The organism is Streptomyces sp. NPDC015346, assembly GCF_043078785.1.
Lineage (GTDB): Bacteria > Actinomycetota > Actinomycetes > Streptomycetales > Streptomycetaceae > Streptomyces.
The window spans coordinates 35,285-60,586 of record NZ_JBIBTW010000013.1 but is presented as its reverse complement, the minus strand read 5'-3'; the positions used below and the strand labels follow the sequence as shown (position 1 = coordinate 60,586).

At 70.7% G+C, this 25,302-nt stretch carries 7 protein-coding genes and 1 pseudogene; 5 read left to right on the top strand and 3 right to left on the bottom strand.

The features are described 5' to 3' along the window. Window positions 1-275: 275 nt before the first annotated feature. The 4 genes from ACF06X_RS32920 to ACF06X_RS32905 all read left to right on the top strand — a co-directional run bounded on the left by ACF06X_RS32920 (window position 276) and on the right by ACF06X_RS32905 (window position 21,215). Window positions 276-10,583 carry a neuraminidase-like domain-containing protein gene (locus ACF06X_RS32920; RefSeq protein WP_392290982.1) on the top strand — a complete coding sequence of 3,436 codons (10,308 nt, stop codon included), beginning with the start codon at window positions 276-278 and terminating at the stop codon, window positions 10,581-10,583. Between the two features lie 162 nt (window positions 10,584-10,745). Then, window positions 10,746-18,950, top strand: a complete 8,205-nt coding sequence (locus ACF06X_RS32915) for a SpvB/TcaC N-terminal domain-containing protein (RefSeq protein ID WP_392290981.1) — start codon at window positions 10,746-10,748, stop codon at window positions 18,948-18,950. Continuing rightward, complete coding sequence (locus ACF06X_RS32910; protein ID WP_392290980.1) at window positions 18,947-19,393, top strand: immunity 26/phosphotriesterase HocA family protein; 447 nt, start codon at window positions 18,947-18,949, stop codon at window positions 19,391-19,393. Before ACF06X_RS32915 ends, ACF06X_RS32910 begins: the two co-directional genes overlap by 4 nt. Before the next feature lie 1,573 nt (window positions 19,394-20,966). Further along, the gene (locus ACF06X_RS32905; protein WP_392290979.1) at window positions 20,967-21,215 is read left to right on the top strand and encodes a hypothetical protein; all 249 of its coding nucleotides are present in this window, start codon (window positions 20,967-20,969) and stop codon (window positions 21,213-21,215) included. A 378-nt stretch (window positions 21,216-21,593) separates the two neighbouring features. Here ACF06X_RS32905 and ACF06X_RS32900 read toward each other — a convergent pair. Then, window positions 21,594-22,413, bottom strand: a protein-coding gene (locus tag ACF06X_RS32900) for an IS5 family transposase (RefSeq protein ID WP_392290978.1) whose coding sequence is annotated in 2 segments (ribosomal slippage) — window positions 21,594-22,068 and window positions 22,067-22,413 — 822 coding nt in all. Because the reading frame shifts where the segments join, the coding sequence is not laid out codon by codon here. Between the two features lie 46 nt (window positions 22,414-22,459). Continuing rightward, a complete protein-coding gene (locus ACF06X_RS32895; protein WP_392290977.1) occupies window positions 22,460-23,044 on the bottom strand; it encodes a DinB family protein in 585 nt (194 codons plus the stop codon). Window positions 23,045-24,092: 1,048 nt separating this feature from the next. On the opposite strand from ACF06X_RS32895, the gene ACF06X_RS32890 reads away from it, so the two are divergent. Continuing rightward, window positions 24,093-24,335: a hypothetical protein gene (locus tag ACF06X_RS32890; RefSeq protein ID WP_392290976.1), complete on the top strand. Its 243-nt coding sequence runs from the start codon at window positions 24,093-24,095 to the stop codon at window positions 24,333-24,335. Window positions 24,336-24,395: 60 nt separating this feature from the next. Here ACF06X_RS32890 and ACF06X_RS32885 read toward each other — a convergent pair. Then, window positions 24,396-25,301: pseudogene (locus ACF06X_RS32885) on the bottom strand (tyrosine-type recombinase/integrase); the annotation flags it as partial. Window position 25,302: the final 1 nt, after the last annotated feature.

The following is a 25,302-nucleotide window of genomic DNA, read 5'->3' as shown; positions in this document are numbered from 1 at the left end:
GAACATGCCTCCCGCAAGCAGTGCGGCCCAACGCCTTGCTGGTGGCATCAGCACCATCATCGCGGGTGCGTCGCCTGCCCGGACAGGGGTGCCTCGCGGCCGTTCGGAGGCAGCAGGGGCGACGGACTGACCGGGTGAATTCTGGGAGCCGTCGGCGCCCTACGGGAAGCACTCCCTCCGAGACCCTGCCACGGGTCTCCCAGGGGCGCGTCCGTGGACCTGCCCCTACCGCCGGGCCGTCCGCGGCAGCCGTGCCCACCATCGGAGTAACCCCCGTGCAGCAAATCCGTCCGCCTGTCACCCCCGCAAGCTCCGCCGGCGCCGTGCGGAACCTCCAGGGCGTCCTCCTGTTCCTCCTCGACCTCGGGGAGTTCGAGATGGAGCCCGAAGGGCGCCGTGATGTCGCCGCCGGCCTGGAGGTGGAGCGCGCCGTGCCGGAGTACGGGGTGACCACGCGGGGACTCGTGCGGTTGTTCCAGGAGAGGAGTGAGATCCGGCCCGCGACCGGTGAGGTCGACACTCCCACGGCCCTGGCGTTGAACCAGCGGCTGATCCGGCTCGGCGGCGTCACGCCGCACGCCGCCACGGCGACGACCCTGGCCGCAGCCGGCGCCGGGGGCCCCTGGACCATCCGGGGCCAGGTCGTCGGACCGGACGGCCCGGTCGACCGGGTGCTTGTCAGCGCGTTCGACCGTGACCTCTTCTTCGGACGCGGGGAGGAGAACGACAGGGGACAGCTGCTCGGCAAGGCCTTCACCCGCCCCGACGAGGAGACCGGCGAGAGCGGCTGGTTTGAGATCCGCTACACGCCCGCACAGTTCGGCGGGGACGCCACCGCGGGACCGGAGACGGAGATCGCCCCCGACCTCGTCTTCGTCGTCACCCGCGACGAACTCGACCGGCATGTCCCCTTTCGTCTCCTGCGCCTGACCGACGGCGAGACCGTCACCGAGGAACACCCGGTGAGCGAGGACGACCTCCTCCTCGGCATCCCGGCCCGCCGGGCGGAGATCGTACGGCTGCTCGTCGACGGCGCCTCACCGATCACCTCGGGACCGTCGCAGTACGAGAGCACCTGGCGCGCCCTCGCGACGCTGATGCCCCGCAGCCTTCCGGCCGACGGGGACGACGCCGCCCGCGAGGAGGCGGTGTGCGCGCTGGCGGCCCGGCTCGATGAGGAGGGCCACCGCGACATCACCTTCGCCGCCAGGGAGACCGGCCTCGACGACGGACTCGTCGAAGACTTCTTCGTCGCCTGCCGACTGGCCCGGCAGCTGCCGGAACCCGTACCCGTCCCCGTCCTCTACGCCCTGGTGCGGGCCGGCGGCTTCGTCGACATGCGGAGCCTCGCCGTCGCCCGGGCCACCGCCCTCACCGCCGCCGTGGAACGGGCCGCTGCCCTAAACTGGATTCCGCGGCCGGAACCGGCCCGGGTGACCTCCGCCATCGCCGCCGTTCAGCGGCTCGCCCCGGTCCAGGTGCTCGACGAGGCGCCCGCTGGCCGGGCCTCGCTGCGCGAGGTGCTGTCCCTCACGGTCGACGACGAGGGCCAACGCATCGGCCTCGTGAACTTCGCCGCCGGCTTCACCGGCACCCACACGGACTTCACCGACGCCCTCCGTACCCACGAGGAGTTCGGGGACCACCACGACCGCATCGCCTTCGTCACTCAGCTCGCCTCCCTTACGGGCGACAACGTGGCCATGATTAAGGCGCTGGCCGCCGTCCCCGGCGCCACGTCGATGCGCTCACTCGCCCTCGGCCTCGACGCCGCCACGGTGCGCACCCTCGCCGCCCAGCCCGACGTCCAGGTGCCCGAGGATCTGCCCGCCGAGGACGAAGCGGCCCGGCGCGAGCTCTACGCCGACGGCATCCTGAGCCTGCTCCGCAACGCCTTCCCCACGGCCGCCGTCGCGCGCAGGGTCGCCAACCTCGCCGACCGGGGCGACGAATCCCTGCTGTCGGCCCGGACCGTCGCCTTCCTCAAGAAGGCGGTCCTCACCCGTGACGACTTCGACCTGGCCACCTCGCCGGTCGCCGAGTTCGCCTCCCTCGCCACGGGTAACGGAGCCGAACGGGCCACGGTCCTCGGCGAGGTCGCCCGCCTCCAGCGGCTCTTCCGGATCAGCACGGGGGAAGCCGCCGTCGAAAACCTCCTGCGGAGCCCGTACCGATCGGCGTACGACATCACCAGCAAGCTCACCCTCCGCGGCTTCGTCCGGGCCTATCAGGAGGACCTGGGAGGCAGGTCCGAGGCCGCCCTCACGTACCGGCGGGCTGAGATGGTCACCGCCGCCAACATGCTGCTCGCCCTGCACGCCCACCAGCTCGCCGCCGACGCCACCCCGCTCGCGGTGTCGGCCGCGGTCAAGGAGGTCCCCACCTGGGCCCGGATGTTCCCGGGCTCCGGTGGTTGCTCCTGCGGTCACTGCCGCTCCTGGCTCAGTCCCGCCGCCTACTTCGTGGACCTGCTGCTCTTCCTCGACCGGCGCAACGCGCCGGACCAGGCCAGGACCCCGCTGGACGTGCTCCTGGGCCGCCGCCCCGACCTCGCGCAGCTCAAGCTGTCCTGCGAGAACACCGAGACCGCGCTGCCCTACGTCGACCTCGTCAACGAGATCCTGGAGAGCTGCGTGGCCGAGGGCGGGCGACCCGCCGCCTCGGCCGCACACGACGTGACCGACGAGACGAGCGAGGAGCTACGCGCCACTCCCCGCCACGTACGGAAGGAGGCGTACGAACGGCTGGCCAAGGCCGCGTTTCCGCCGTCCCTGCCCTACGATCGCACGCTCGACACGACCCGGGCCTACCTAGGCCACCTGAGCGTCGACCGGGCCGAACTCCTCGACGTCTTCCCGCCGGAGGCCACCGATGCCTCCGCGAGCGCCGACGACAGCACGAACGGAACCGCCGCCGCAGACGACGTCGCCCGCCGTGCCCGCCACCGCGAGGCCCTCGCGGAGCGGCTCGGCATCTCCGCCCGCGAGCACGAGATCATCACCGGACACGACTTCTCCGGCGAGACCCGCTTCGTCGAGCTGACCGAGCTCTACGGCCCCGCCGACGGCGAGTCTGCGGTCTCCATGGACGTCCCCTCGTTCCTTGACCGCACCGCCCTGAACCTCACCGAACTGGTCGCCGTCCTCAACTGCCGCTTCATCAGCCCCGCCCAGCCCCTGTACGCCGGGCTCGATGCGCTCTTCGCCGACTTCGGCATCAGCAGCGCCGACCTCCGGCAGTTCCTGGACGCACAACGAACCGCCGGCCCGGAGCTCACCACGAAGCTCGCGGCCCGGGACCGTACGCCCGAAGAGCTCACGGCCCGCCTCGACGCCGACTTCCCGCCCGAGCGGATCGCCCAGCTGATCGTGCTCCACTCCGACCGGGGCCAGGACTGCGACGTCGACAGCCTGCGTCTCCAGCACCTCGACGGCTCCGCGCTGACCGGCGACGAACTGCGGCGCATCGCCGTCTTCGTCCGCCTCTGGCGGAAGCTCGGCTGGACGACCACCGAGCTCGACACCGTGCTTCTCGCCTTCGGCACGGGCCGCGGCGAAGTCTCGCCCGGGACGCTCGCCGAGATCGGCCGGATGCTCCGCCTTCGGGCCGGCCACGACACCGATGTGATCACGCTGCTGAGTCTGTGGCGCACCCTGGACACCCACGGGGCGACCGGGCCCTACCCGCGGCTCTTCCAAAACCCCGCCGTGTCCAACCCCCTCGACCCCGACTTCGGGGTGCGCCCGGGCGGGGACGAGCTCGTCGCCATGGACCGGCCGGAGGAGAGCAGGCCCCGCCTCCAGGACAAGGCACCGGCGATCCTCGCTGCCCTGCGGATCACCGAGACCGAGCTCGCCGCCGTCACCGCGGAGGCGGTCAGGCGGGGCGCGCTCGATCCGGATCCGGACCGCCGCCCGCTGTCCCTGGCGAACCTGTCCGTCCTGCACCGCCACGTCCTGCTGGCCCGCCTCCTCGACCTGCGCGTCACCGACCTCTGTGCCCTGCTGCGGCTCTCGGGCGCGGACCCCTTCGCCACCCCGCAGGCGGCGCTCGACTTTGCGGCGCTCGCCGGGGAGTGTGCCGGTTCCGGGGCCACGATCCCGCAACTGAATTACCTGTATGGCGAACCGCCTCCGGGGCCCGACGCCCTCGCCCCGACGGCGGCCGAGCTCAACGCGCTGGCGGCCTCGCTTGGCGCGGCCTGGTCGGAGATCGCTAGGGAACACTCCCTGCCCGACGAGCCGACCGCCGACTGGTTGCGCGGCAAGCTCGCCCTCCTCGCCGGAGCGGAGGCCACCACGGCCGCCCTCGATCTCGTCGAGGGCCGTTACGGGCGACCGCCTGCCACTGCGCCCGACAAGGGGCACACCGCGCAGACGACGTATCCGCAGGGGCAGACGGCGCCAGGACCGTACGCGGCGGAGCAGCCGCCGGGGCCGTACGCGCCGGGGAAGGGAACCCACGGTTCCGCGCAGCGGCAGCCGTACCCGGACCCCGTGGCGCAGCTCCGCGGCGCGTTCGTCGCCGCCCACCCCGACGAGCCGGAGCTCGCCCGCGCCGCGGCCCTGGCCGTCTTCCCGGACCCCTGCCCGCTCGGCGACTCCTCCGCGGACGAGGCGACGAAGGCGACCCGCCGCCTGACGGCCGCCGAAGGGCTGTTGCCCCTCCTGCACCGGATCATCGCCCGCACCCACGTGCACCAGACGCTCGGCCAGGCTCTCGGCACCCCCGCGGACGTCCTGCGCGCGTTCCTCGACGAACCGGCCGTACTGGAATCCCTCGACCAGCCGGAGGAGAGTGCGATCGGCGACTTCCTGCGCCGCATGGTCTCGACCGATCCGCCGCCCGGGCCGGACGCCGAGGGCCACGGATCCCCGGCCCGACAGGACACGGCCCGGCAGGGCGGGGCGCAATCCCAGCAGCCGCCCGTGCCGCCCCTGGGCCTCGACGTCCCCTACATCCGGCTGCACCGCCTCGCGCTCGTCACCCGTACGCTGTCCCTGACCGCCGACGAACTCCGCCGGCTGAGCGCCCGGGGCAACGGCGACGGCGGGTTCGACCCCGCCTCGCTGGTGACCACCCCCAACCCCGAGGGGTTCGCCGCCCACCTGCGGCTTGCGGAGTACGTCGGTCTGCGGGATCGGCTCACACCAGGCCCCAGCCGCCTGGCCGACGTGCTTGCCGCACCCCCGGAGGAACGTCTCCAGGCCCTCGCGGCGGCCTCCGCGTGGGACGAGGCCACCTGGACGGACGCGCTCACCGCCTGCGGAAGGACCGTCGACGACCTTTCCAGCACAAGAACCCTCCTCCAACTGGAGAAGGCCATCCGACTCGCCCGCGGGATCGGGGTCGCTCCGACCGTCCTCAGGTCCTGGGTGGGCTCTGAGGCGCGCGAGCTGCTTCCCCAGGGCGCCGTTGACGCGGTCAAGGCCAAGTACGACCACGAGGCCTGGCTCGACGTGGCGCGCACCCTCAACAACCCGCTGCGGGAACGGCAGCGCGACGCGCTCGTGGCCCGTGTGTCGGCGCTCCTCGGCGCCCGGTCGCCCGGCGAGCTTTTCGAACACTTGCTGATCGACGTCGAGATGAGCGCCTGCATGCTCACCTCACGCCTCAAGCAGGCCATCTCCTCCGTCCAGCTCTTCGTCCAGCGGTGTCTGCTCAACCTGGACCCGGACGTCAGACCCGGTGACATCGACGCCCGGGAATGGGAATGGCACCGGATGTACGGGCTGTGGGAGCCCAACCGGCGCATCTTCCTCTTCCCCGAGAACTGGATCGAGCCCGAACTCCGCGACGACAAGAGCCCGTTCTTCAAAGAGCTGGAGGCGGATCTCCTCCAGGCGGACGTCAGCCCGGACACCGTCCGGCGCGGCCTCCTCGGCTACCTGCGCAGGACGGAGAGCGTCGCCAACCTGGAGGTGTGCGGGTTCCACGCGCACACCCGGGACGGCAAGGCCCTCCTCCACGTCTTCGGGCGCACCCGTACCGGCGTGCCCCGCGCCTACTTCTACCGCCGGCAGATCGACGGCATCGAGTGGACACCCTGGGAACCCGTGCCCGTCGACATCGAGGGCGTGGAGAAGGAGGACGCGACCGGGCTGAGCGGAGTCCACCTGCTGCCTGCCGTCTGGAGAGGGAGACTATTCCTCTTCTGGCCCCAGTTCGTGAAGAAGACCCGTAAGAGCAAGCTCGTCGGCACGACGGTCACCTCCGACCGCATGGAGCTCGCCGAGCCCCTGGTCTACTGGGAGGTCAAACTCGCCTGGAGCTCCTACGAGAACGGCGACTGGTCGCCCAAGCAGGTCACCACGGACTTCGTCGAATGGCCCGCGCCGGCGGCGCGACCGGTGCGGAGGATCGGCAAGGCCGGCAAGGGGACGTCCTCCCCGCCGCGCGAGCGCACCGTGGACGACGTCGCCGGGCTGCCGAAGAACATGCGGCTGCGGTCCAGGATCGACGGCGACGTCCTGAACGTCGAGATGATCATGCGTGGCAGCGAGACCCCCGTGTACCCCTTCGACGGACACGGCTTCGACGTCGTCTTCAGCGACCCCAGCGCGGCCCCTGTCTTCATCTTCCGCCCTGCCACCGTCCGCCGCCCCCTGAACATCGGGACCGGCAGGTTCCAGCGGCAGCACTCGGGCGGGGCGTTGAACCTGGGATCGACCGAACGCAGGATGATCCCGCCCGTCCGCGTCCTCGACCAGGCCCCCCTGTTCAGCGTGACCCCCGCCGCCCAGCACGACCTGCCGCCGCTCGACACGATGTTCTTCTACCAGGACGACCGACACGGGTATCTGGTCCACCTGCGGGAACGGACCGAGTTCCCGCTGCTCCGCATCCCCAGGGTGGGGCTCGACCCCGGTGTCCGCCGGTCGCTCGGCGAACTGCTCCGCCGCGAGGCCCACCGTCCCCGCCCCGTACTGCCCGGTCCGCACGACCTCGTGATCGACTCCTCCCCCTGGCGGACCGCCGACCGTCTGCTGCTCCCCGGAGTGGTACGCAAGGCCGTGTCCCGGCTTGAGCCAGCCGCGCCGGCCACCCCGACGGCGGCCGTCCGCCCCTTGATGGCCCTCACCGCCCTACCGGTCGTGGGCGAGGCGCTGCTCGGCCCGTTCACCGACGCCGCCCGCACCGATGGGCTCCTCCGTCCCGTCCCGACGGGCGTCGTGGAGAGCCTGAGCCCCGCAGCGCGCGCGGCGCTCGCCGGTGCGGTCATCGGCGACCTGAAACTGCCGCTGACGGTGGACACCCGCTGGGTCACCTTCTTCCATCCCCACCTGAGCACCTTCGTCGAGCGGCTGGAACGCCAGGGCCCGGCGGGCCTGTTCAGCCTCGACACCCAGTCCCTCACCACGCCTCCGTTCGCCGACGCCTTCCGGCCGGTGGCCGGGCGGGTCCTGGAGCCGCACCCCGGGCACGGCGTCGACTTCGATCCCGGCGGCGCCTACTCCGGCTACAACTGGGAGCTCTTCTTTCACGTGCCGCTGCTCCTCGCCACTCGACTCAGCCGGCACCAGCGCTTCGCTGAGGCGCAGCGCTGGTTCCACTACGTCTTCGACCCCACGGACGACTCGCCCGAGGGCGGCTCCCGCCGCTTCTGGCGCGTCAAGCCGTTGCGCGAGACCGGCCCGGAGTCCCTCGAGGACTTGTTCGCCCGCATCACACCGGGAGAGCGGAACAGCCCCGAGGAACAGCGCGTCGTCGACCAGCTGCGCGCGCTGGCCGAGCATCCCTTCCAGCCCCACCGCGTGGCGCGTCTGCGGCCCGCCGCGTACCAGAAGTACGTGGTGATGAGGTACCTGGACAACCTGATCGCCTGGGGCGACCAACTGTTCACCCGCGACACCATCGAGTCCATCAACGAGGCCACCCAGCTGTACGTCCTCGCCGCCCGCCTCCTCGGGAAGCGCCCCGAGACCGTCGACCGGGCCGCCCGCAGCGCCGCGCAGAGCTTCGCCGAACTCCGGCCCCGTCTCGACGAGGCGGGCAACGCCCTCGCCGACCTCGAGAACCGGCTGCCCTTCGCCTCCCTGATCCCGCCTCTACCCGGCAGCGCGCCGACCGGGGTGTCGGTCCTCCTCGGCATGGGGCGGGCACTGTACTTCTGCATCCCGCAGAACGACAAGGTGCTCAGATACTGGGACGTCGTCGAGGATCGGCTCTTCAAGATCCGGCACTGCATGAACATCAGTGGCGTCGTGCGCCAACTGCCATTGTTCGAACCTCCCCTCGACCCGGCCCTGCTGGTCCGGGCCGCAGCGGCCGGCGTCGAGATCGCCGATGTGGTCGCGGACCTCGCCGCCCCCGCGCCTCGGCACCGCTTCCGCGTTCTGCTGCGCCGCGCCATCGAGATGTGCGCTGAGGTCCAGACCTTCGGCGCGGCCATGCTGGCCGCCCAGGAGAAGAAGGACGGCGAGGCCCTGGCCGCGATGCGCGCCCGGCACGAGAACTCCCTCCTCGAAGCCATGACCGTGATCAAGGACTGGCAGATCGCCGAGGCGGACGCGGCCGTCGGGGCGCTCCGAGCCGCCCGAGACACCGCGATCCACCAGCTCTTCCACTACAGTCGCCTCCTCGGCGAGCAGCCCCCGACGGTCGCGGAGGAGCCTCAGCCGCCCGACACCCCGAAGACGCGCCCATCCGTCGGCGGGACACCGCTGTACACGCCGACGGGCCGGTTCGAGCTCTCGGACGGCGGCAAGATCTCCATCGCGGGCGAGGCGATCGGAGCCGCGGGCGGGCTGGTCTCCGGACCGCTCGGGGCGGCCGTCGGCGCCGCGATCGGCGCCGCCGCCGGGTCCGTCGACGTGGTCTCGCTGCAGAGCGGCGCGAAGATGCTCACCTACGAACAGGACGAGCTGTTCCAGGCCTTCCTCGCCACGACGCACGCCATGGCGGGTGCCGTGGCCGAGGGCATCGCGCCCCTCCTCAACCTCATTCCTCAGTTCGAGATCGCCGTCAAGCCGGTGGGCGTGGGCGGCGGCGCGGTGCTCGGCGGCATGGCCCTCGCCGCCGGTGCCACCTCGGTGGCCAAGGTCCTCGACGCCGTGGGCCGGTGGCACGCCTTCAAGTCCTCCCTGGCGCAGAAGCTCGCGGGCGTCGTCTGGCGCGAACAGGACCACGCCTACCAGCGCAACTCCGCCGTGCATCACATCGCCCAGACCGACCGGGAGATGATCGCCGCCCAGATCCGCAAGGCGCTCGGCGAGGCCGAACGCGACGTCCACACCCTCCAGATCGAGCAAGCCGCCGAAGCCGAACGGTTCCTGAAGGACAAGTACACCGACGAAGAGCTCTACGGCTGGATGGAACGCGAGAGCGCCGCCCTGTACCTGCGGGCCTTCCAGCTCGCCCAGGACCTCGCCAAGCAGGCCGAACGGAGCTACCGCTTCGAGCTGGGCATCACCGACGCGACCGGCCCGCAGTCGCCCTCGCCCGTCGCCGAGGCGGGAAGCTGGGACAGCCTGCGCAAGGGCCTCCTCGCCGGGGACCGGCTGCACCTCGCACTGCGCCGGCTGGAGCGGGCGTACGAGGAGCAGAGCACCCGGGAGCTGGAACTGACCCGGCACATCTCCCTGCTCCAGCTCGACCCCGAGGCGCTGCTGCGGCTTCGGGCCACCGGGTCCTGCGAGTTCGAGGTGCCGGAGACCCTCTTCGACCTGGACTTCCCCGGCCACTACTTCCGCCGGGTCAAGACAGTCTCGCTCAGCGTCCCCTGCGTCGCGGGTCCCTATACGGGAGTCTCCGGGACCCTCACACTCCTGGCCAACCGGCTCCGGGCCAGGGCGACGGGCGGGAGCACGTACGCCGAGCGCACGGAGGAGAACGATCCCCGCTTCGTCCGCGACCTCGTGCCCATCCAGTCGATCGCCACGAGCGGCGGGCAGAACGACGGCGGGATGTTCGAGCTCGACTTCCGCGACGACCGGTACCTCCCCTTCGAGGGAGCCGGCGCCATCTCCCGTTGGCGTTTCGAACTTCCCGCTGATTTCCGCCAGTTCGACTACGACAGCATCTCCGACCTGATCATGCATGTGCGCTACACCGCCCGCGACGGCGGCGCTCCGCTCCGGGAGAGGGCCGTCGAATCGCTGCGAGAGACCTTCTCGGGCGAAGGAGCGGAGCCAGGTACGCCCGCCGTCCTCACCCGCATGATCAGCGTGCGCCACGAGTTCCCGGACGCCTGGCATCGCTTCCTCAACACCCCCGCCGGAGCCGAGCGCCTCCTTTCCCTGCCCGTCTCGAAACGGCGGTTCCCCTACTTCGCCGCCCGCGGCGAGGTGAGCGTGACCCGCCTCTCCGTCTTCTCCACCGGCACCGCCCTGCCGGAATTCCGGCTCTCCATCAAGGACCCGGTGGCCGGCGCTGGACCGGAGCGGACCTTCACCCTCACCGCGGGCGGTAGCCCGGACGCTCCGGACCTGACCGTCCACCGCCACGAAGGAGACCTGGACCAGCCCATCACCGACGCCGAGGACGCCCCGTGGGAGATCGCCGTGACGGTCCCAGCCGAGACGTTCACCCCGCCCCACGACCTGATCCTGCTCTGCGACTATCGCTTCACGCTGACCCCGTAGGTCCCATGACGCACCCAGCTCCCTGAGCATCGCCCGGAATCCGTCTCCTTCCCCTGGAAGTGGGGTAACCATGCATAAAGCGGATGTTTCGGCCCTGGACGCCTTCGTGGACCTGCTGCCCGTGTGGCAGGACGACGTGACACTGCCGGGAGGTGAGCGCGCATGACGGACGAGAAGAGCGAGGGCACCGGGATTGGTGAGGGTCCGGACGCACGGCGGTTCGTCGTCAGCGCGCCCCAAGTGGCGCTCCCCAAGGGCGGCGGAGCCATCCGGGGCATCGGCGAGCGGTTCACCGCCCACCCAGCGACGGGCACCGGATCGGTCTTGGTCCCGGTCGCCACGAGCCCGGGCCGCAACGGGTTCGGCCCCGAACTCGCGCTCTCCTACGACTCCGGCATGGGCAACGGCCCCTTCGGGCTCGGCTGGAGCCTGTCGGCCCCGTCGGTGACGCGGAGGACGGACAAGAGGCTGCCGACCTACGAGGACGCCACCGACTCCGACGTGTTCGCCCTCTCGGGCGCGGAGGACCTGGTGCCGGTCCACCGGCAGGACCCCGACGGCAGCTGGGTGGCCGCCCACCCCGGCCACGCGCGGGACCCAGACGGCGGTTGGGTGCGCGACCCGGCCGGTCGGCCGGTGGTCCACGAGGACGAGATCGCGGGTTACCGGATCCGCCGCTACCGGCCCCGGATCGAGGGGGCGTACGCTCGCATCGAGCGCTGGACCGCCCTCGCCTCGGCCGAGGGCGGCGCCCCCGAGGGCGACGTCCACTGGCGCTCGGTCTCGAAGGACAACGTCCTCACCGTGTACGGGCTTGACGCCGCGCACCGGATCGCCGACCCCGGCGACCCGCGACGCATCTTCAGCTGGCTGATCTGCGAGAGCCGCGACGACACGGGCAACGCCGTCCTCTTCCGGTACAGGCCCGAGGACGGCACAGGCGTCGACCTGGCCGCGCCGCAGGAGCGCAACCGGGGCCCCCGCGACGACCCCCGCCGTACTGCCAACCGGTACGTGAAGCGCGTCCTCTACGGCAACCGGCGGTCCGCCCTCGACGCGGCCGGTGAGCGCCCGCACTTCCTGGACCCCGCCGTCGCCGAGGGCGGCTGGATGTTCGAGGTCGTGCTCGACTACGGCGACCACGACCCCGACGCTCCCGGCCCCCGCGACCACACGTCCACCGACGCCGACGGCGCACTGCGCCACCCGTGGCCGGTGCGCCCGGACCCCTTCTCCTCGTACCGCGCCGGGTTCGAGGTGCGGACCGCCCGACGGTGCCGGCGCGTCCTGATGTTCCACCACTTTCCGGGCACCGAGGCGAGCGGCGTCGGGGTCGACTGCCTCGTGCGCTCCACCGACCTCGCCTACGGAGGCGCGGGCGATCCGGCCGCGGTGGACGTCCCCGTCTACTCGTACCTGCGGAGCGTGACACAGCTGGGCTACCGCCGCGACGGCACCGGATACACCGGCCGCAGCATGCCCCCGGTGGAGTTCACCTATGCCGAGCCGGCCGTGCGGGACACGGTCGAGACCGTCGACCCGGCGTCGACGGTGAACCTCCCCGCCGGCGTCGACGGTACGACGTACCGGTGGGCCGACCTCCACGGCGAGGGAATCGCGGGGGTGCTCACCCAACAATCCGACGCGTGGTACTACAAGCGCCTCATCAGCCCGCTACCGGATCCCACCACCATGGAGAGCCACGGGACCCGCGTCCGCTTCGCCCCGCTCGAACTGGTCCGCACCATGCCGGCGGTGCCGCCCGGCAGCGGTGCGGACTTCGTCGACCTCGCGGGCGACGGCCTCATGGACCTGGTCGTCACGGGCGGGACGGCGCCGGGCCTGTACGAGCACGACGAAGGTGAGGACTGGCAGCCCTTCCGGCCGTTCGCCGCCCTGCCCGGCGTCCCCCTGAACGGCGCGAACGTCCGACTGTCCGACCTCGATGGAGACGGCCGCGCCGACCTCCTCGCGGCCGAGGACGGGGCACTCGTCTGGTACCGGTCACTGGGGGAGGACGGCTTCGAGGCCGCCGGGCGGATCGCCGCTGCCCTCGACGAGGAGCACGGGCCGAGGGCCCTCTTCAGCGACGACGCCGCCTCCCTCCACCTCGCCGACCTCAGCGGCGACGGCCTCTCCGACCTCGTCCGCGTCCGCAACGGTGAGGTCTGCTACTGGCCCGGCCTCGGTCACGGGCGCTTCGGCGCGAAGGTCACGATGGAGAACGCACCCTGGTTCGACCACCCGGACGCCTTCGATTACCGGCGCCTGCACCTGGCCGACATCGACGGATCCGGCACCGCCGACCTCGTCTACCTGCACCGCGACGGCGTGAGACTCTGCTTCAACCAGTCCGGCAACGGCTGGAGCGCGCCACGGGAATTGAGCGTCTTCCCGCGGATCGACGACACCACGCACGTCTCCGTGACCGATCTCCTCGGCAACGGCACGACCTGCCTCGTCTGGTCCTCCCCTCTGGCCGGCGACGCCGCTCGCCCCCTGCGGTTCGTCAACCTCATGGGCGGTGCCAAACCCCATCTGCTCACCGGCATCGTGAACAACCTCGGCGCCGAGACACGGCTGAGCTACGCCCCCTCGACCGCCTTCTACCTGCGGGACAAGTACGAGGGCCGGCCGTGGATCGGCCGGCTGCCGTTCCCCGTCCATGTGATCGCCCGCGTGGAGACGTACGACCACGTGAGCGGCAACCGGCTCACCACGCGCTACCGCTACCACCACGGTCACTACGACGGCACCGAGCGCGAGTTCTGCGGATTCGGCATGGTCGAGCAGTGGGACACCGAGGAGCTCGCGGCGCTCGGCGGAGCGGAGGCGGACGAGACGGGCGACGCGTCGGACGTCCCGCCCGTGCGCGTCACGTCCTGGTTCCACACCGGCGCGCGGCCGGACCGGGAGGAGGTCTCCCGCCACCACCAAGACGAGTACTACCGCGAACCCGGCCTCACTCCGGAGGCCGCCCGAGAGATCCTCCTCGACGACACCCCCCTGCCCCCCGGTCTCGACGCCGAGGAGGAACGGCAGGCGTGCCGCGCGCTGAAGGGCGCCCTGTTGCGCCGCGAGATCTACGCCGACGACGCCCCGCCCGGGGCCACCCCGGCCGAGGCGGCCCGCGCCCGTACCCCGTACACCGTCACCGAGCAGAACTTCACCGTGCGCCGCCTGCAACCACGCGGAGCGCACGCGCACGCCGTCTTCGACGTCCACCTCCGCGAGGCCCTCGGCCACCACTACGAGCGGGAACCCGCCGACCCGCGCACTCGGCACACGATCACCCTCGAGGTCGACCCGCACGGAGCCGTCCTCAAGGAAGCCGTGATCGGCTACGGGCGCCGCACGCACCTCCTCACGGTCGACGACGACGGCACCCCCCGCGAGATCCCCCACCCCGGCCTGGCAACGCTCCACCCCGACGACCGGGCGAAGCAGACGACCCCGCTGATCACGTACACCGAGCGATCCGTCACCAACGCGGTCGACCTCCCCGGTGCGCGACGCACACCGGTGGTGTGCGAGACCCGCACCTTCGAACTGACCGGATACGCGCCCACGGGACCGCGCGGGCGTTTCCTCGCCGACGACCTCGTGGAGCCCGATCCCGGGGCCGGGGGACGGCTGCGCCACCGCTTCGCCCGCGAGGTGGCGTACGAGGAGCCGCCCGCCGCGGGCCCCTGCCGGCGGCCCGTCGCTCAGGTCCGCACCCTACTCCGGAGCGACGACCTGTCCCGGCTGCTGCCGCTGGGACACCTGGAACCGCGTGGCCTCGCCGGAGAGACCTACAGGCTCGCCTTCACCCCCGGTCTCCTGGCCGGCGTCTTCAGCCGGCCGCGCCCGGGCGAATCGGCGGAGGCGCTGCTCCCGGAACCGGCGGACGTGCTCGCCGGAACCGGAGGCGACCGGGGCGGCTACCTCGCGAGCCGGACACTGACGGACGACGGCCGGTTTCCCGCGACCGACCCCGACGGTCACTGGTGGCTGCCCTCCGGCCGGTCGTACTTCTCCGCTGACCCCCAGGACTCCGCCGCGACCGAACTCGCCCGGGCGCGACAGCACTACTTCACCGCGCGCCGCTACCGCGACCCCTTCGGACAGGACGCCTTCGTCGACCTCGACGGCGACGACCTGCTGGCCGTCGCGGTCCGCGACGCCCTCGGTAACTCGACCACGGTGGAGGCGAACGACTACCGCGTCCTCCAGCCGCGGCTCGTCGCCGACGCCAACCACAACCGGACGGAGGTCGCCTTCGACGCCCTCGGCCTGGTCGTCGGCAGCGCCCTCCTGGGCAAGGCCGCGCCGGCGCCTGCCGAGGGCGACACCCTGGAGGGCTTCGTCACCGACCCGACGCCGGACCAGCTCGATGCCCTGCTGACCGCGCCCGACCCGGACGCGACGGCGGTCGGGCTCCTCGCGGGCGCCACCACCCGCGTCGTCCACGACCTCGACCGATTCCGCCGGCTCGGCGGGCCCGCCGTCGTGGTGACCCTGGAGCGGGAGACGCACGTCCGTGCCCCGCTCCCGCCACACGGCCTGCGGATCCGCACGGCGTACGTCTACTCGGACGGCTTCGGGCGAGAGGTCCAGCACAAGACCCGGGCCGAACCGGGCCCTCTCACTGAGGGCGGCCCGGTGGTCACCCCGCGATGGGTCGGCACCGGCTGGACGGTCTTCGACAACAAGGGCAGGCCGGTCCGCCGCTACGAACCCTTCTTCACCGCCACCCCCGCCTTCGAGGCGGACGTCACGGCCGGCGTCAGCTCGGTGCTCTTCCACGACCCCGTCGGCCGCGTCGTCGCCACGCTCCACCCCCAGCACACCTACGACAAGGCCGTCTTCGGCCCCTGGGACCGCACCGACTACGACACCAATGACACCTGCGCGCCGCACGGCACCCAGACCGGCGACCCGCGCACCGACCCCGACGTCCGCGGCCTCGTGGCACGCCACTTCGCTGCCCCGCCGCCCGCCGGGCCACCCGCCGACTGGGAGCCCTGGCACGCTCGGCGGATCGGCGGCACACTCGGGCCGCACGAACAGGCGGCCGCCACCCGCGCCGCCGCGCACGTCGACACCCCCACGACCACCCACCTCGACGCCTACGGCCGGCCGTTCCTCACCGTCCGGCGCAACCGGGTCGTCTGCCCTGGCCACGACCTCGACGGCACCGAGGAGACCGCCGCCACCAGAACCGAACTCGATGTCGAGGGCAACGAACTGTCGGTGCGCGACGCGCTGGCACAGGCCGGCGACCCGCTCGGCCGCGTCGTCGTCCGCTACGACCACGACATGCTCGGCAACCGGCTCCACCACCGCGGCATGGAGGCCGGAGCCAGGTGGACCCTGCCGGACGTCCTCGGCAACCCCGTCCGCGACTGGGACAGCCGCGGACACACCTTCGTCACGGGCTACGACGCGCTGCGCCGCCGTGTGACCAGGACCGTACGCGGGACCGTGACGGAAGGGGAGTCCGCCTCCGACCCCCGCACCCTCGGGCGTGACGTGCTCATCGAGCGCGTCGAGTACGGCGAACCGGCCCCGGACGCGCCGGAGGCCGAGCAGGAGCGCGCCCGGCGGCTCAACCTCCGGACTCGCGTCCTGCGGGTCTTCGACGGCGCCGGCGTCGCCGTCCACGCCCTCCTCGACGCCGTCGGCTCCCCCTTGGAGGCCTACGACTTCAAGGGCAACCCGCTCCACCACACCCGCCGCCTCGCCGCCGCCTACCAGGACCTGCCCGACTGGTCGGCCGACCCGGCACTGGAGGACGAGGCCTTCACGAACAGCACCCGGTACGACGCGCTCAACCGGACCGTCCAGGCGGTCCTGCCGCACAGCGGCTTCGGCCCCGACCGCCACCACGTCGTCCAGTCCGCCTTCGACGAGGCGGGCCTCCTCCACCGCGTCGACGTCTGGCTGGAACGCGAGGAAAAACCCACCGGGCTGCTCGACCCCGCCACCGAGGCCCCCTCCCCTGTCGGGGTCGCCGACGTCGATCACGACGCGGCCGGCCGACGCCTCCGCGTCGCCTACCGCAACGGCGCCACGACCTGCTACCGGTACGACCCCCTGACCTTCCGGCTGACCCGCCTCTACACCAGCCGCGCCCCGACGTTCACCGAGGACCGCGACAACCCCCGGCCGCCCCCGGCTACGGTCGCCGCACCCGAGGAGCCTCCGGAGGACGCTGCCTGCGGCCTGCAGAACCTGCGCTACACCTACGACCCGGCCGGGAACATCACCCACATCCAGGACGACGCCCAGCAGACCGTGTTCTTCCGCAACCAGCGCGTTGAACCGGACAACGACTACGTCTACGACGCCCTCTACCGCCTGATCCAGGCCACCGGCCGCGAGCACCTCGGTCAGCGGGCCGACGGCACCCGCAACGCCCCCACGGCCCCCGACGCCCACGGAACCTTCCACGGCCGGCTCGACCACCCGAACACCCGGCAGACCATGGGGACCTACGTCGAGCGGCACGTACACGACCTCGTCGGGAACCTCCTGCGGGTACGGCACCACGGCAGCGACCCGGCCAACGCCGGCTGGACGCGGGATCACGCGTACACCGAGACCAGCCTCCTGGAGGACGGGACCGGCGGCACACCCGCGAAGACCGGCAACCGGCTGACCTCCACGACCGTGAACGCCGGCGGCGCGAACCCGCCGACCTCAGAGCCCTACCTGCACGACCGCCACGGCAACATGGTCCGGATGCCCCACCTCGGCGGGGCGGACCCCGGCCCCAACCTGCACTGGGACCACACCGACCGGCTGCGGCGCGCGGACCTCGGCGGAGGCGGCGTCTCCTACGCCGTGTACGACGCCGAGGGCGCACGGGTGCGGAAGGTCTGGGAGAAGGCGCCGGGACTGATCGAGGAGCGAATCTACTTCGGCGACTTCGAGTTGCTGCGGCAGCACCGGGGCCCAATCGGACCGGACACCGCCGTCTTCGAGCGGGAGACGATCCACACCGGAGCCGAGGCGAGCTCCGGTGGCGGCCGGGAACGCTTCGCCCTCACCGAGCTCCGCACCCGGGACCTGGCGGGCGACGATCCGGCTCCGGCCCTGCTGATCCGCTATCAGGCGGGCAACCACCTCGGATCCGCCTGCCTCGAACTGGACGACCGGGCGCGGATCATCTCGTACGAGGAGTACGGGCCCTACGGCTCCACGACGTACCAGGCCGTGCGCAGCCGTACGGAGACACCGAAGCGGTACCGCTACACGGGCATGGAGCGGGATGAGGAGACGGGGCTCGCCCGGCACGGAGCGCGGTACTACGCCTGCTGGCTCGGCCGCTGGACGAGTGCCGACCCCGCCGGACTCGTCGACGGACCGAACCTCTACGAGTACGCCCGGGGGAATCCGGTCGCCCTCACCGACCGTTCGGGCCGCCTCGCGCGCGAGCAGATCGACCCCGAGACGGTGTTCGTGGCCGCCTCGGCGCTGCAACGCGCGTACGTGGCGTGGGGCGGCAACGCCGCCGTCCTCGCCGGCGGCGGGACCGCTGCCGCGGCGGCGGCGCCGGCCGCCGCGGCCGCCTCCCCGGAAGCCGCGCCTGCCGCCGCGCCCGCCGCCGTTTCCGGGGAGGCGGCCGGGCTCGTGGCGGCGGTCGTCGCGGCGCAGGCCCTCGCCGCGTACGCGATGGCGCTCATGGTGAAGCTGCACATGCAGCGGTCGGCGGCGATCGTGCGGTCCGGCAATCCGCTCGGCGTTCCCGCCCAGGCATCGGCGTTCCCCACCGTGGAGGCCCAGCGTCTGATCCACAGTCCGTTCCCGATCCCGCAGCCCGCCACCGAGGCGGAGCGCAAACGGCGGGAGCCGAGGCTGGGGCGCGTGTACGTGACGTACACGAAGAAGCACAAGAACGGGCGCGTGTACTCGGGCCGCACCAGCGCCGTCATCGACCTCAACAAGCCCTGGCGTCCGCAGGCGGAAGCAGCCGTGAAGGCCCGGGACGTCAACCACCACGTCGACGAGCGTGCCGAGCCGGAGGACCCGGGGTTCGGCCCCGCGGAGCTGGACCAGTTCGCGGTCGGCTACGCGGTGAACTACGGGGAGCGCTACCGTGACCTGGGCTACCTCGCGATCCGGGGAAGGGAGCAGCAGCTCATCGACCACCACGGCATGCAAGAGGCCGCCAGGCTCGGCGTCAAGGACTTCAAGGGCGGCGCGTGGTCGGACACGGACTCGGGCCCCCGGCTGACCGAGAACGACAAGCGCGGGGTAGACAAGGACAGCATCATGGGCGAGTTGTTCCACCACGCGGCGGTCCTGGAGTTCGGCGAGTACGCCCCCTTCACCGGCACGCCGTTCAAGAACCTTGTGCAGAACTTCGCGGGGCTGCGATGACAGGCCCCGGCACGTACCTCAGGATCCCCCTGCCCGACGGCTCGTACGGATACGGCAGGGAGCTCTCAGAGCCGTACACCGGCTTCTACGACTACCGCACGACGGAGCCGTCCGACGACCTGGACGCCCTCGACGCCACGACGTTCCTGTTCACCCAGAACGTCCGGCTGCGCCCCGGCGACCGATGGGAGGAGATCGGCCACCGCCCGCTCGAAGGGGAGGCGGCCCGCCCAGTGGTCCGCTTCGTCCAGGACGCCGCCGACTTCCGCGAGTGCCTGATCTACGACTCAGAGGGCCTCGAACGCCCCGCCACCCCCGAGGAGTGCGTCGGCCTGGAGCGCGCCGCCGTCTGGGACGCGCGGCACATCGAGGGGCGGCTCCTGGACACGTTCCTGGGCCTCCCGAACGAGGACGAGGTGAACGCGCGGGTGCGGCTGGAGTAGGCGTTCGTGGATGTCGTCGCGCCGTTCCCACCGGATGCGCAGGCGCCGGAAACCATGCGGCGAGGCGATCGTCACCTCGACGCCCCACCGCTGGACCCCGAAGCCGACCCGTGCCGCCCGCCGCGTGGGGGCGATGACCGGCTTGAGGCCCTGGACATGCCCCGCGGCCGGGGGTCAGCAAGAGGTCAGCATGAGCGCGGCGGCGTCCCAGGGCCTCCCATCGCAGCCTGGACCGGAAAACGAACCTGCCATGCGCCGGCTCGCGCCGCCGTGTCGAGGCATCGAAGCTGACAGCCGACCGATGAAGAACCAACCGATACTCCACGAACCACCAGGTCGTCATCGACGTTGGTCGTCGTGGTCGGCCGGCTGTTCGCCGGGAAGCGCAACGAGGGTCACAAGGGGGCTGGCCCCATCCAGACGTAACTGGCGGCAGCACCACATCCGTCCGCGCGCCCAAGTCCTCGACATCGTCCTTCCGCAGGACCGCCGGTCGAACCCGAGCACCACTCGCGACGCTGGCTGTACGGCGCTGGAGAGCTGGGCTGGGCGGCACAGCCCGACCGGCGTCGAACCGGTGAAGCCCTCCATCGCCGCCTGAGCGGGGGCGCTGGCCCAACCATGGGGACGGCCCGGACCTCCCGGTCCATCTCGTCCGGCGACCGATCCCAGCGGGAGACCTGCCGCCGCACGGCTGGCCAACGACACGTACGCCGCCCAAGCCCTGGAGACGGCCACCAGAAGCACGCGGACGCCGAGCGCTGCGTGATGGAACTCGAAGGCAAGCGCCTGGCCCTCCTCACCGCCCTCGGCGGCCGGCGGCCGCGTCCTGTGGTCCGGGCTGCGGAGAAGGACGGCGAGCCCAAGGCGGCACTCGCTCTCGCCGAGCAGCCGTACGAGGTGGCCGTCCATATGCAGCGGTACACCGCCGAGAATCTGGAGCGTGCCGGCAAGACCCGCGGCGACGACTTGGCCGAGTCCCTCGTGGACGCAGGTCATCTCTCCAATGGGATGAACGTCCTGCAGCAGACGCAGATCACCCGCCCCGACGGCACGATGTCGAAACTGTGGCGGCTAGCCGTCGTGACCGGGAACAACCGTGCGCTGGCCCGTCTCAACATCTTCAGTGTGCGTCCGGAACACCTGGTCACGGGATGCCGCAGTCCCTCCTGCCCATGCCGAAGGGCAACCGGCTCTCTGACCGGCTCAACGAGGCCGCCGCCGAGCCGGAGACGGACGCGACCGACCCGTCGGTCCCACACACCCCAGTAAGGTTGCCTGCTTCACGCTGATGCGGAACGATCTGCGTCCGTGCATACGCAAAAGGGGGCGCAATGCCGTGGGAAGACGGGAAGACCCGTTATGTAGGTGAGGGCACGGTCACACTCGCCGATGGACGCGATGTACCGGTCATCGCCGCCCTGGTACTCAAGCTTCATCCCGAGACCGTGCCGGACTTCACCTACGAAAGGCACACCACCTGGGTCGGGATCCTCCACACAGACACCGACGACGGCCTTGGGACGCTTCACCAGGCCGGTTGGCTCTCCCCGATGGCCGCACAGGAACGTTCATGTCTACGAGCGGATCGCCCGACCTTGTCGGTGTCTCCGGCCTGGGCCCGGCCCCGTTCGGTCCGATCCCCGACATCGAGGCAGGCTGGGAGGCACCCGAGCTCGCCCTCGACGACGCCTCTCCCCCCGATGGACTCGGGCCAGATGCTGCGCAGCAGGCCGCCGAACAGCAGGAACGGGCGCAGCGGCGGGGCATGACTGCCGACGAGCTCCAGGCGCGCTATCGCGTCCGATGGATCCCGGACTGACCGACGAGGCGGAAAGGTGTGGCCAGCGACTCTTGGGGCTCAGACTGTCCGCGCCGGTGCCGCCGCTGCCAGAGACTGCACGGTGGGTTTCAAACCTGATCGTGAAATGACCAAAGGCCGTGGTTTCGCGCTTTCCGAAGGGGGCTCGAAGCCGAACCGAAGGATGGCGCAGTCGTAACCGTACCCGGAGCGGGCCTGGGTTACCTGAGCTCGCCAAACCGGTGGCGTCATCCGACGTGGTCAAGTTCAGACGGGCCGTCTCCAGCTGTCCGTGAGCCCTGCAGGCAATGAGAACTTAGGTCACGACGAGTCGACCACCGAGCTGAATGAAGATCAGAATGTAGGCAGCGGCGACGAACACCGCCTCTAGAGGATGTCTCACGTGGTGAGTTTGGCGAATCTCTTGTAGCAGGTGAGGGCTGCGGCGAGGCCGAGGAAGGCAATGAAGTGGCTGCCTCTTCGCTCGTACCGGACAGTGAGGCGGCGGTAGCCAAAGAGCCAGGCGATCGACCGCTCGCTCTCCCAGCGGTGCCGGCCAAGGCGCTCACCGGACTCGATGCCGGGCCGGGCGATCCGAGGAACGAGGTGGCGACCCCGGAGCCAGCGCAGGTGTTCCGCGGAGTAATACGCCTTATCCGCGCGGACCTTCACCGGTCGGCTGCGGCTGGGTCCGCGCCGGGAGCGGACGGCCGGTATCCTCAGGATGAGCGGCTTGGACGCCTGGATGTCGTGCAGGTTCGCACCCGACACCGCCACGACCAGTGGCAGGCCCTGCCCCTCGGACAGCACGTGTAATTTGCTGCCCTTCTTGCCGCGATCGACCGGATTCGGCCCGGTCAGCGAGCCCCCTTTTTGCCCGCACCGACGCGGCATCGACGATCACGGACGACCAGTCCAACTCACCCCTGACGCCGAGTTCGTCCAGCACTGCCGGATGCCGTCTGCGCCACAGTCCGGCCTCGGTCCACACGCTGAACCGACGGTGCGCGGTGGCCGGCGATACACCGAACGACTCCGGCAGATACCGCCACCACGCACACCCACTCGTCAGTATGTACGCCACAGCCGTGAACACCGCCCGCTCGTCACGCGGAGCGGTCCCGCCACCTTGCGGTCGAGCCGCGAACGACGGCAGTAGTGGGGCGACCAGCTCCCAGAGCTCATCAGGAACCAGACGCTTCGACAGATCAGCCCTCACGGCCGCCATCATGCCGCTCGAACCTCAAGTCACGTGGCACAGACCTCTATGCTCTGGCCGATGCGGCCGATGTGGCGGCCTGCTCGATCTTCGCGTAGTAGGCGGCGCGGGCTTCCTCATCGATCTGCATCTCATGTTCGGGGCGCATCCCGGTTCGACCGTCGACGCCTTCGCGCAGGATGTCGGCGTGCCCGGCATGCCGGTTGGTCTCGCCGATGACGTGGACCATGACGGCGAACAGATTCGTGTTGGAATGGGAATCCGGCCACCAGAGCACGTGGCCGGGGGCATCGAGGGGAAGCTCGTTGATCGTCGCGTCCGAGTGTTCCCACGTGCGCCGGTAGAACTCGATGATCTGATCGCGGGTCTCGCCCTCAGTCGCCCCCAGATCGCTGCCGTCGTGGTCCTGCCACCGGGGCAGCGGTTCCGGGAAAGGGCGGTCGAAGACCTCGCCAAAGTACCTGGCCTCGACGCTGGCCACGTGTTTGACCAGGCCGAGGAGGTTGCTCCCGGTCACTGCCAACGGTCGGCGGGCGTCGTATTCGGACAAGCCGTCGAGCTTCCAGAGCAGCGCCTCGCAGTCCCGCCGCAGTCTCCCGTGCAGGTTGTCCTTCGCGAATTCATCGATCATGCGGCATGAGCCTGCCATGGGCTACTCGCGGCCTCGAGATCCCGTGCGTGGACCGCAACGACCGGAACAGCCGAAGTCTGGCCATGGCCAGCACCCTGAGCTGCCACAAGAAGCCGAGGAACTTGCCACGTGAGACAACGTCTTAGAGCCTGTCTCTCAGACCCGCCTGTGGCATCGTCATGCTCATGAGCGAGTCCTGGTTGGCTCGGCGATTTCTAGGGCCAGCACCGCCTGGCGCAGGGGAAGGCATGCTTCACAGCCCATTCGACGTTTCTTTGGCCCATGGCCAGAGCATGCACTGGAAGCTCGGTGGGTCTGGGTGGGCCACCTGGTCGTGGTCCGTGAACGCTGCGGAACAGAAGGTGCACGCCTCCTATGTAGAACCCGAGGTCCTGGCCGGGTTCATGAACGCTGTCCGGTATCTGCTGCTTGAGTGCAGTGCGACCTTCGTGACGTTCTTCGACGAGCCGAGCGGGACGAGCGTCCTCTTTAACCAAGCAGAAAAAGGTCTTCGTTCAGATCGGAGAGTTCGCGGACTTGAACGAGCCGTCGTCCTGGTGGTCGGACGCAAGACTGGTCTGGGCAGGTCGGCTGCCAACAGAGGCATTTGCAGGGGCCTTCATGGCCATGATTGAGGAGCTTCTCTCCGAGCACGGGATAGGTGGGTACCGGAGGCGCTGGGGCTACGAGTTTCCCGCCCTGGAGTGGGCGGCCCTCCAGGCAGCGCACAGCTCACGCTGACCCGCATCCAGATCAAGATGGCTGCGAGGTGGAGTGCGCCCTCGTAGGCGATGAGGTCCGTTCGCAGGGCCAGGCCGCGCCGCACGGCCGTCGTGATCCGTGATATCGCCGGTGGTCACATGTTCAACAACGGAAACAAGCGCACTGCCCAGGCTGTCGTAGAGCAGTTAATGCAACGAAACAACGTTACGAGTGGCCCCACTTCTGCCCACCTGCGAAGTGTCATCGACAGAGTAGGTAAAGGTCAGCTACACGACGTCAGTGACATCTCGGCGGCCTTGAGGGGCTATTGATGGGAGGGCAGGGAATGAATATCGAGCAGCTCATGGAGAAGTTGGGCCGCTCAGGCGTCACCGTGATCCTTAAGGTCGACGACGAGAGAATGGCGGAAGGTGGCGAGCCCTGGACATTGGTGATGTCGGGTCCGGGGCTGGGACCCGAAGGATTCATCCGCGCTGAATCCTCCAGCCTGAGCGCCTGCCTCGAACAGGGATTCACCCGGCTGCGTTCCCGGCCCGGCGACTGGGAATGGCTGACGGAAATCTCGTAGCCATGGAGACGAGGCCCTCCCGAGTTTCTCGGGAGGGCCTCGCGCCGTTTGACGGCAACGTCAGCGAACGCCTGCCGCGATGGGTGGGTGGTCGCGGTCGCCGTTGACAGGGCCCAGGGCGCCGTCCAGGGTGTCGATGGCTTGGTGTTGGAGACGGAGCCTTACGTGGGCGGAGACGCCGGCAGTGACGCCGATGTGGGCGTGGCCCAACAGCTCCTTGATGACGACGAGGTCCACGCCCTGCTTCAGGAGCAGGGTCGCGGTCGAGTGACGCAGGTCGTGGAAGCGGGTGCGGTGGAGACCGGCCCAATTGAGAAAGCCGCGGAAGCGGCGGGGGAAGTTGGCCGGGTCGAGGGGCTGGCCTGCCGGCGTGGTGAAGACGAGCCCGCTGTCGCTCCAGTCCGACCCTGCGGTCTCACGCTCCTTGTCCTGCCGTCCCCTGAGCTCTTTGAGGGAGTGGAGGCATTCGGTTGGGAGGGCGATACGGCGCTCGGGCCCCCGGGTCTTGGTGGGCAGATGCGTGAGGCTGCCGGTGCGGGTGATCTGGAGGGAGCGGCGGATGCTGGCTGTTCCGGTGGTGAGGTCGAGGATTTCCCAGCGGAAGCCCAAGAGTTCGCCCTTGCGGAGGCCGGTGCGGAGGGCGAGTTCGTACAGCGTGTGGAGCCGGTCGGCGCGGGCTGCGTCGAGGAACTGGCGGGCTGTCGCGGTGAGGGGCTGGAAGCGCCTGGGCTGATGCGTGGTGGTCTTGACGTTGCGGGCGACGTTCCGGGGCAACTCGTCTTCGCGGACGGCGCGTTCCAGTGCCGACTTGAGCACCGAGTGCACGTAGGCCACGGTCAAAGCGGACAGTTGCTTCCGGCAACACTCGCCGATGGCACAGCACGCCTTCCGCACAGCATCGAGTCCCTGGGTGCAGCACTGGCAGGTGGTGCGGAGCCGGTCGAGGAAGGTGCGGACGTCCTTAGAC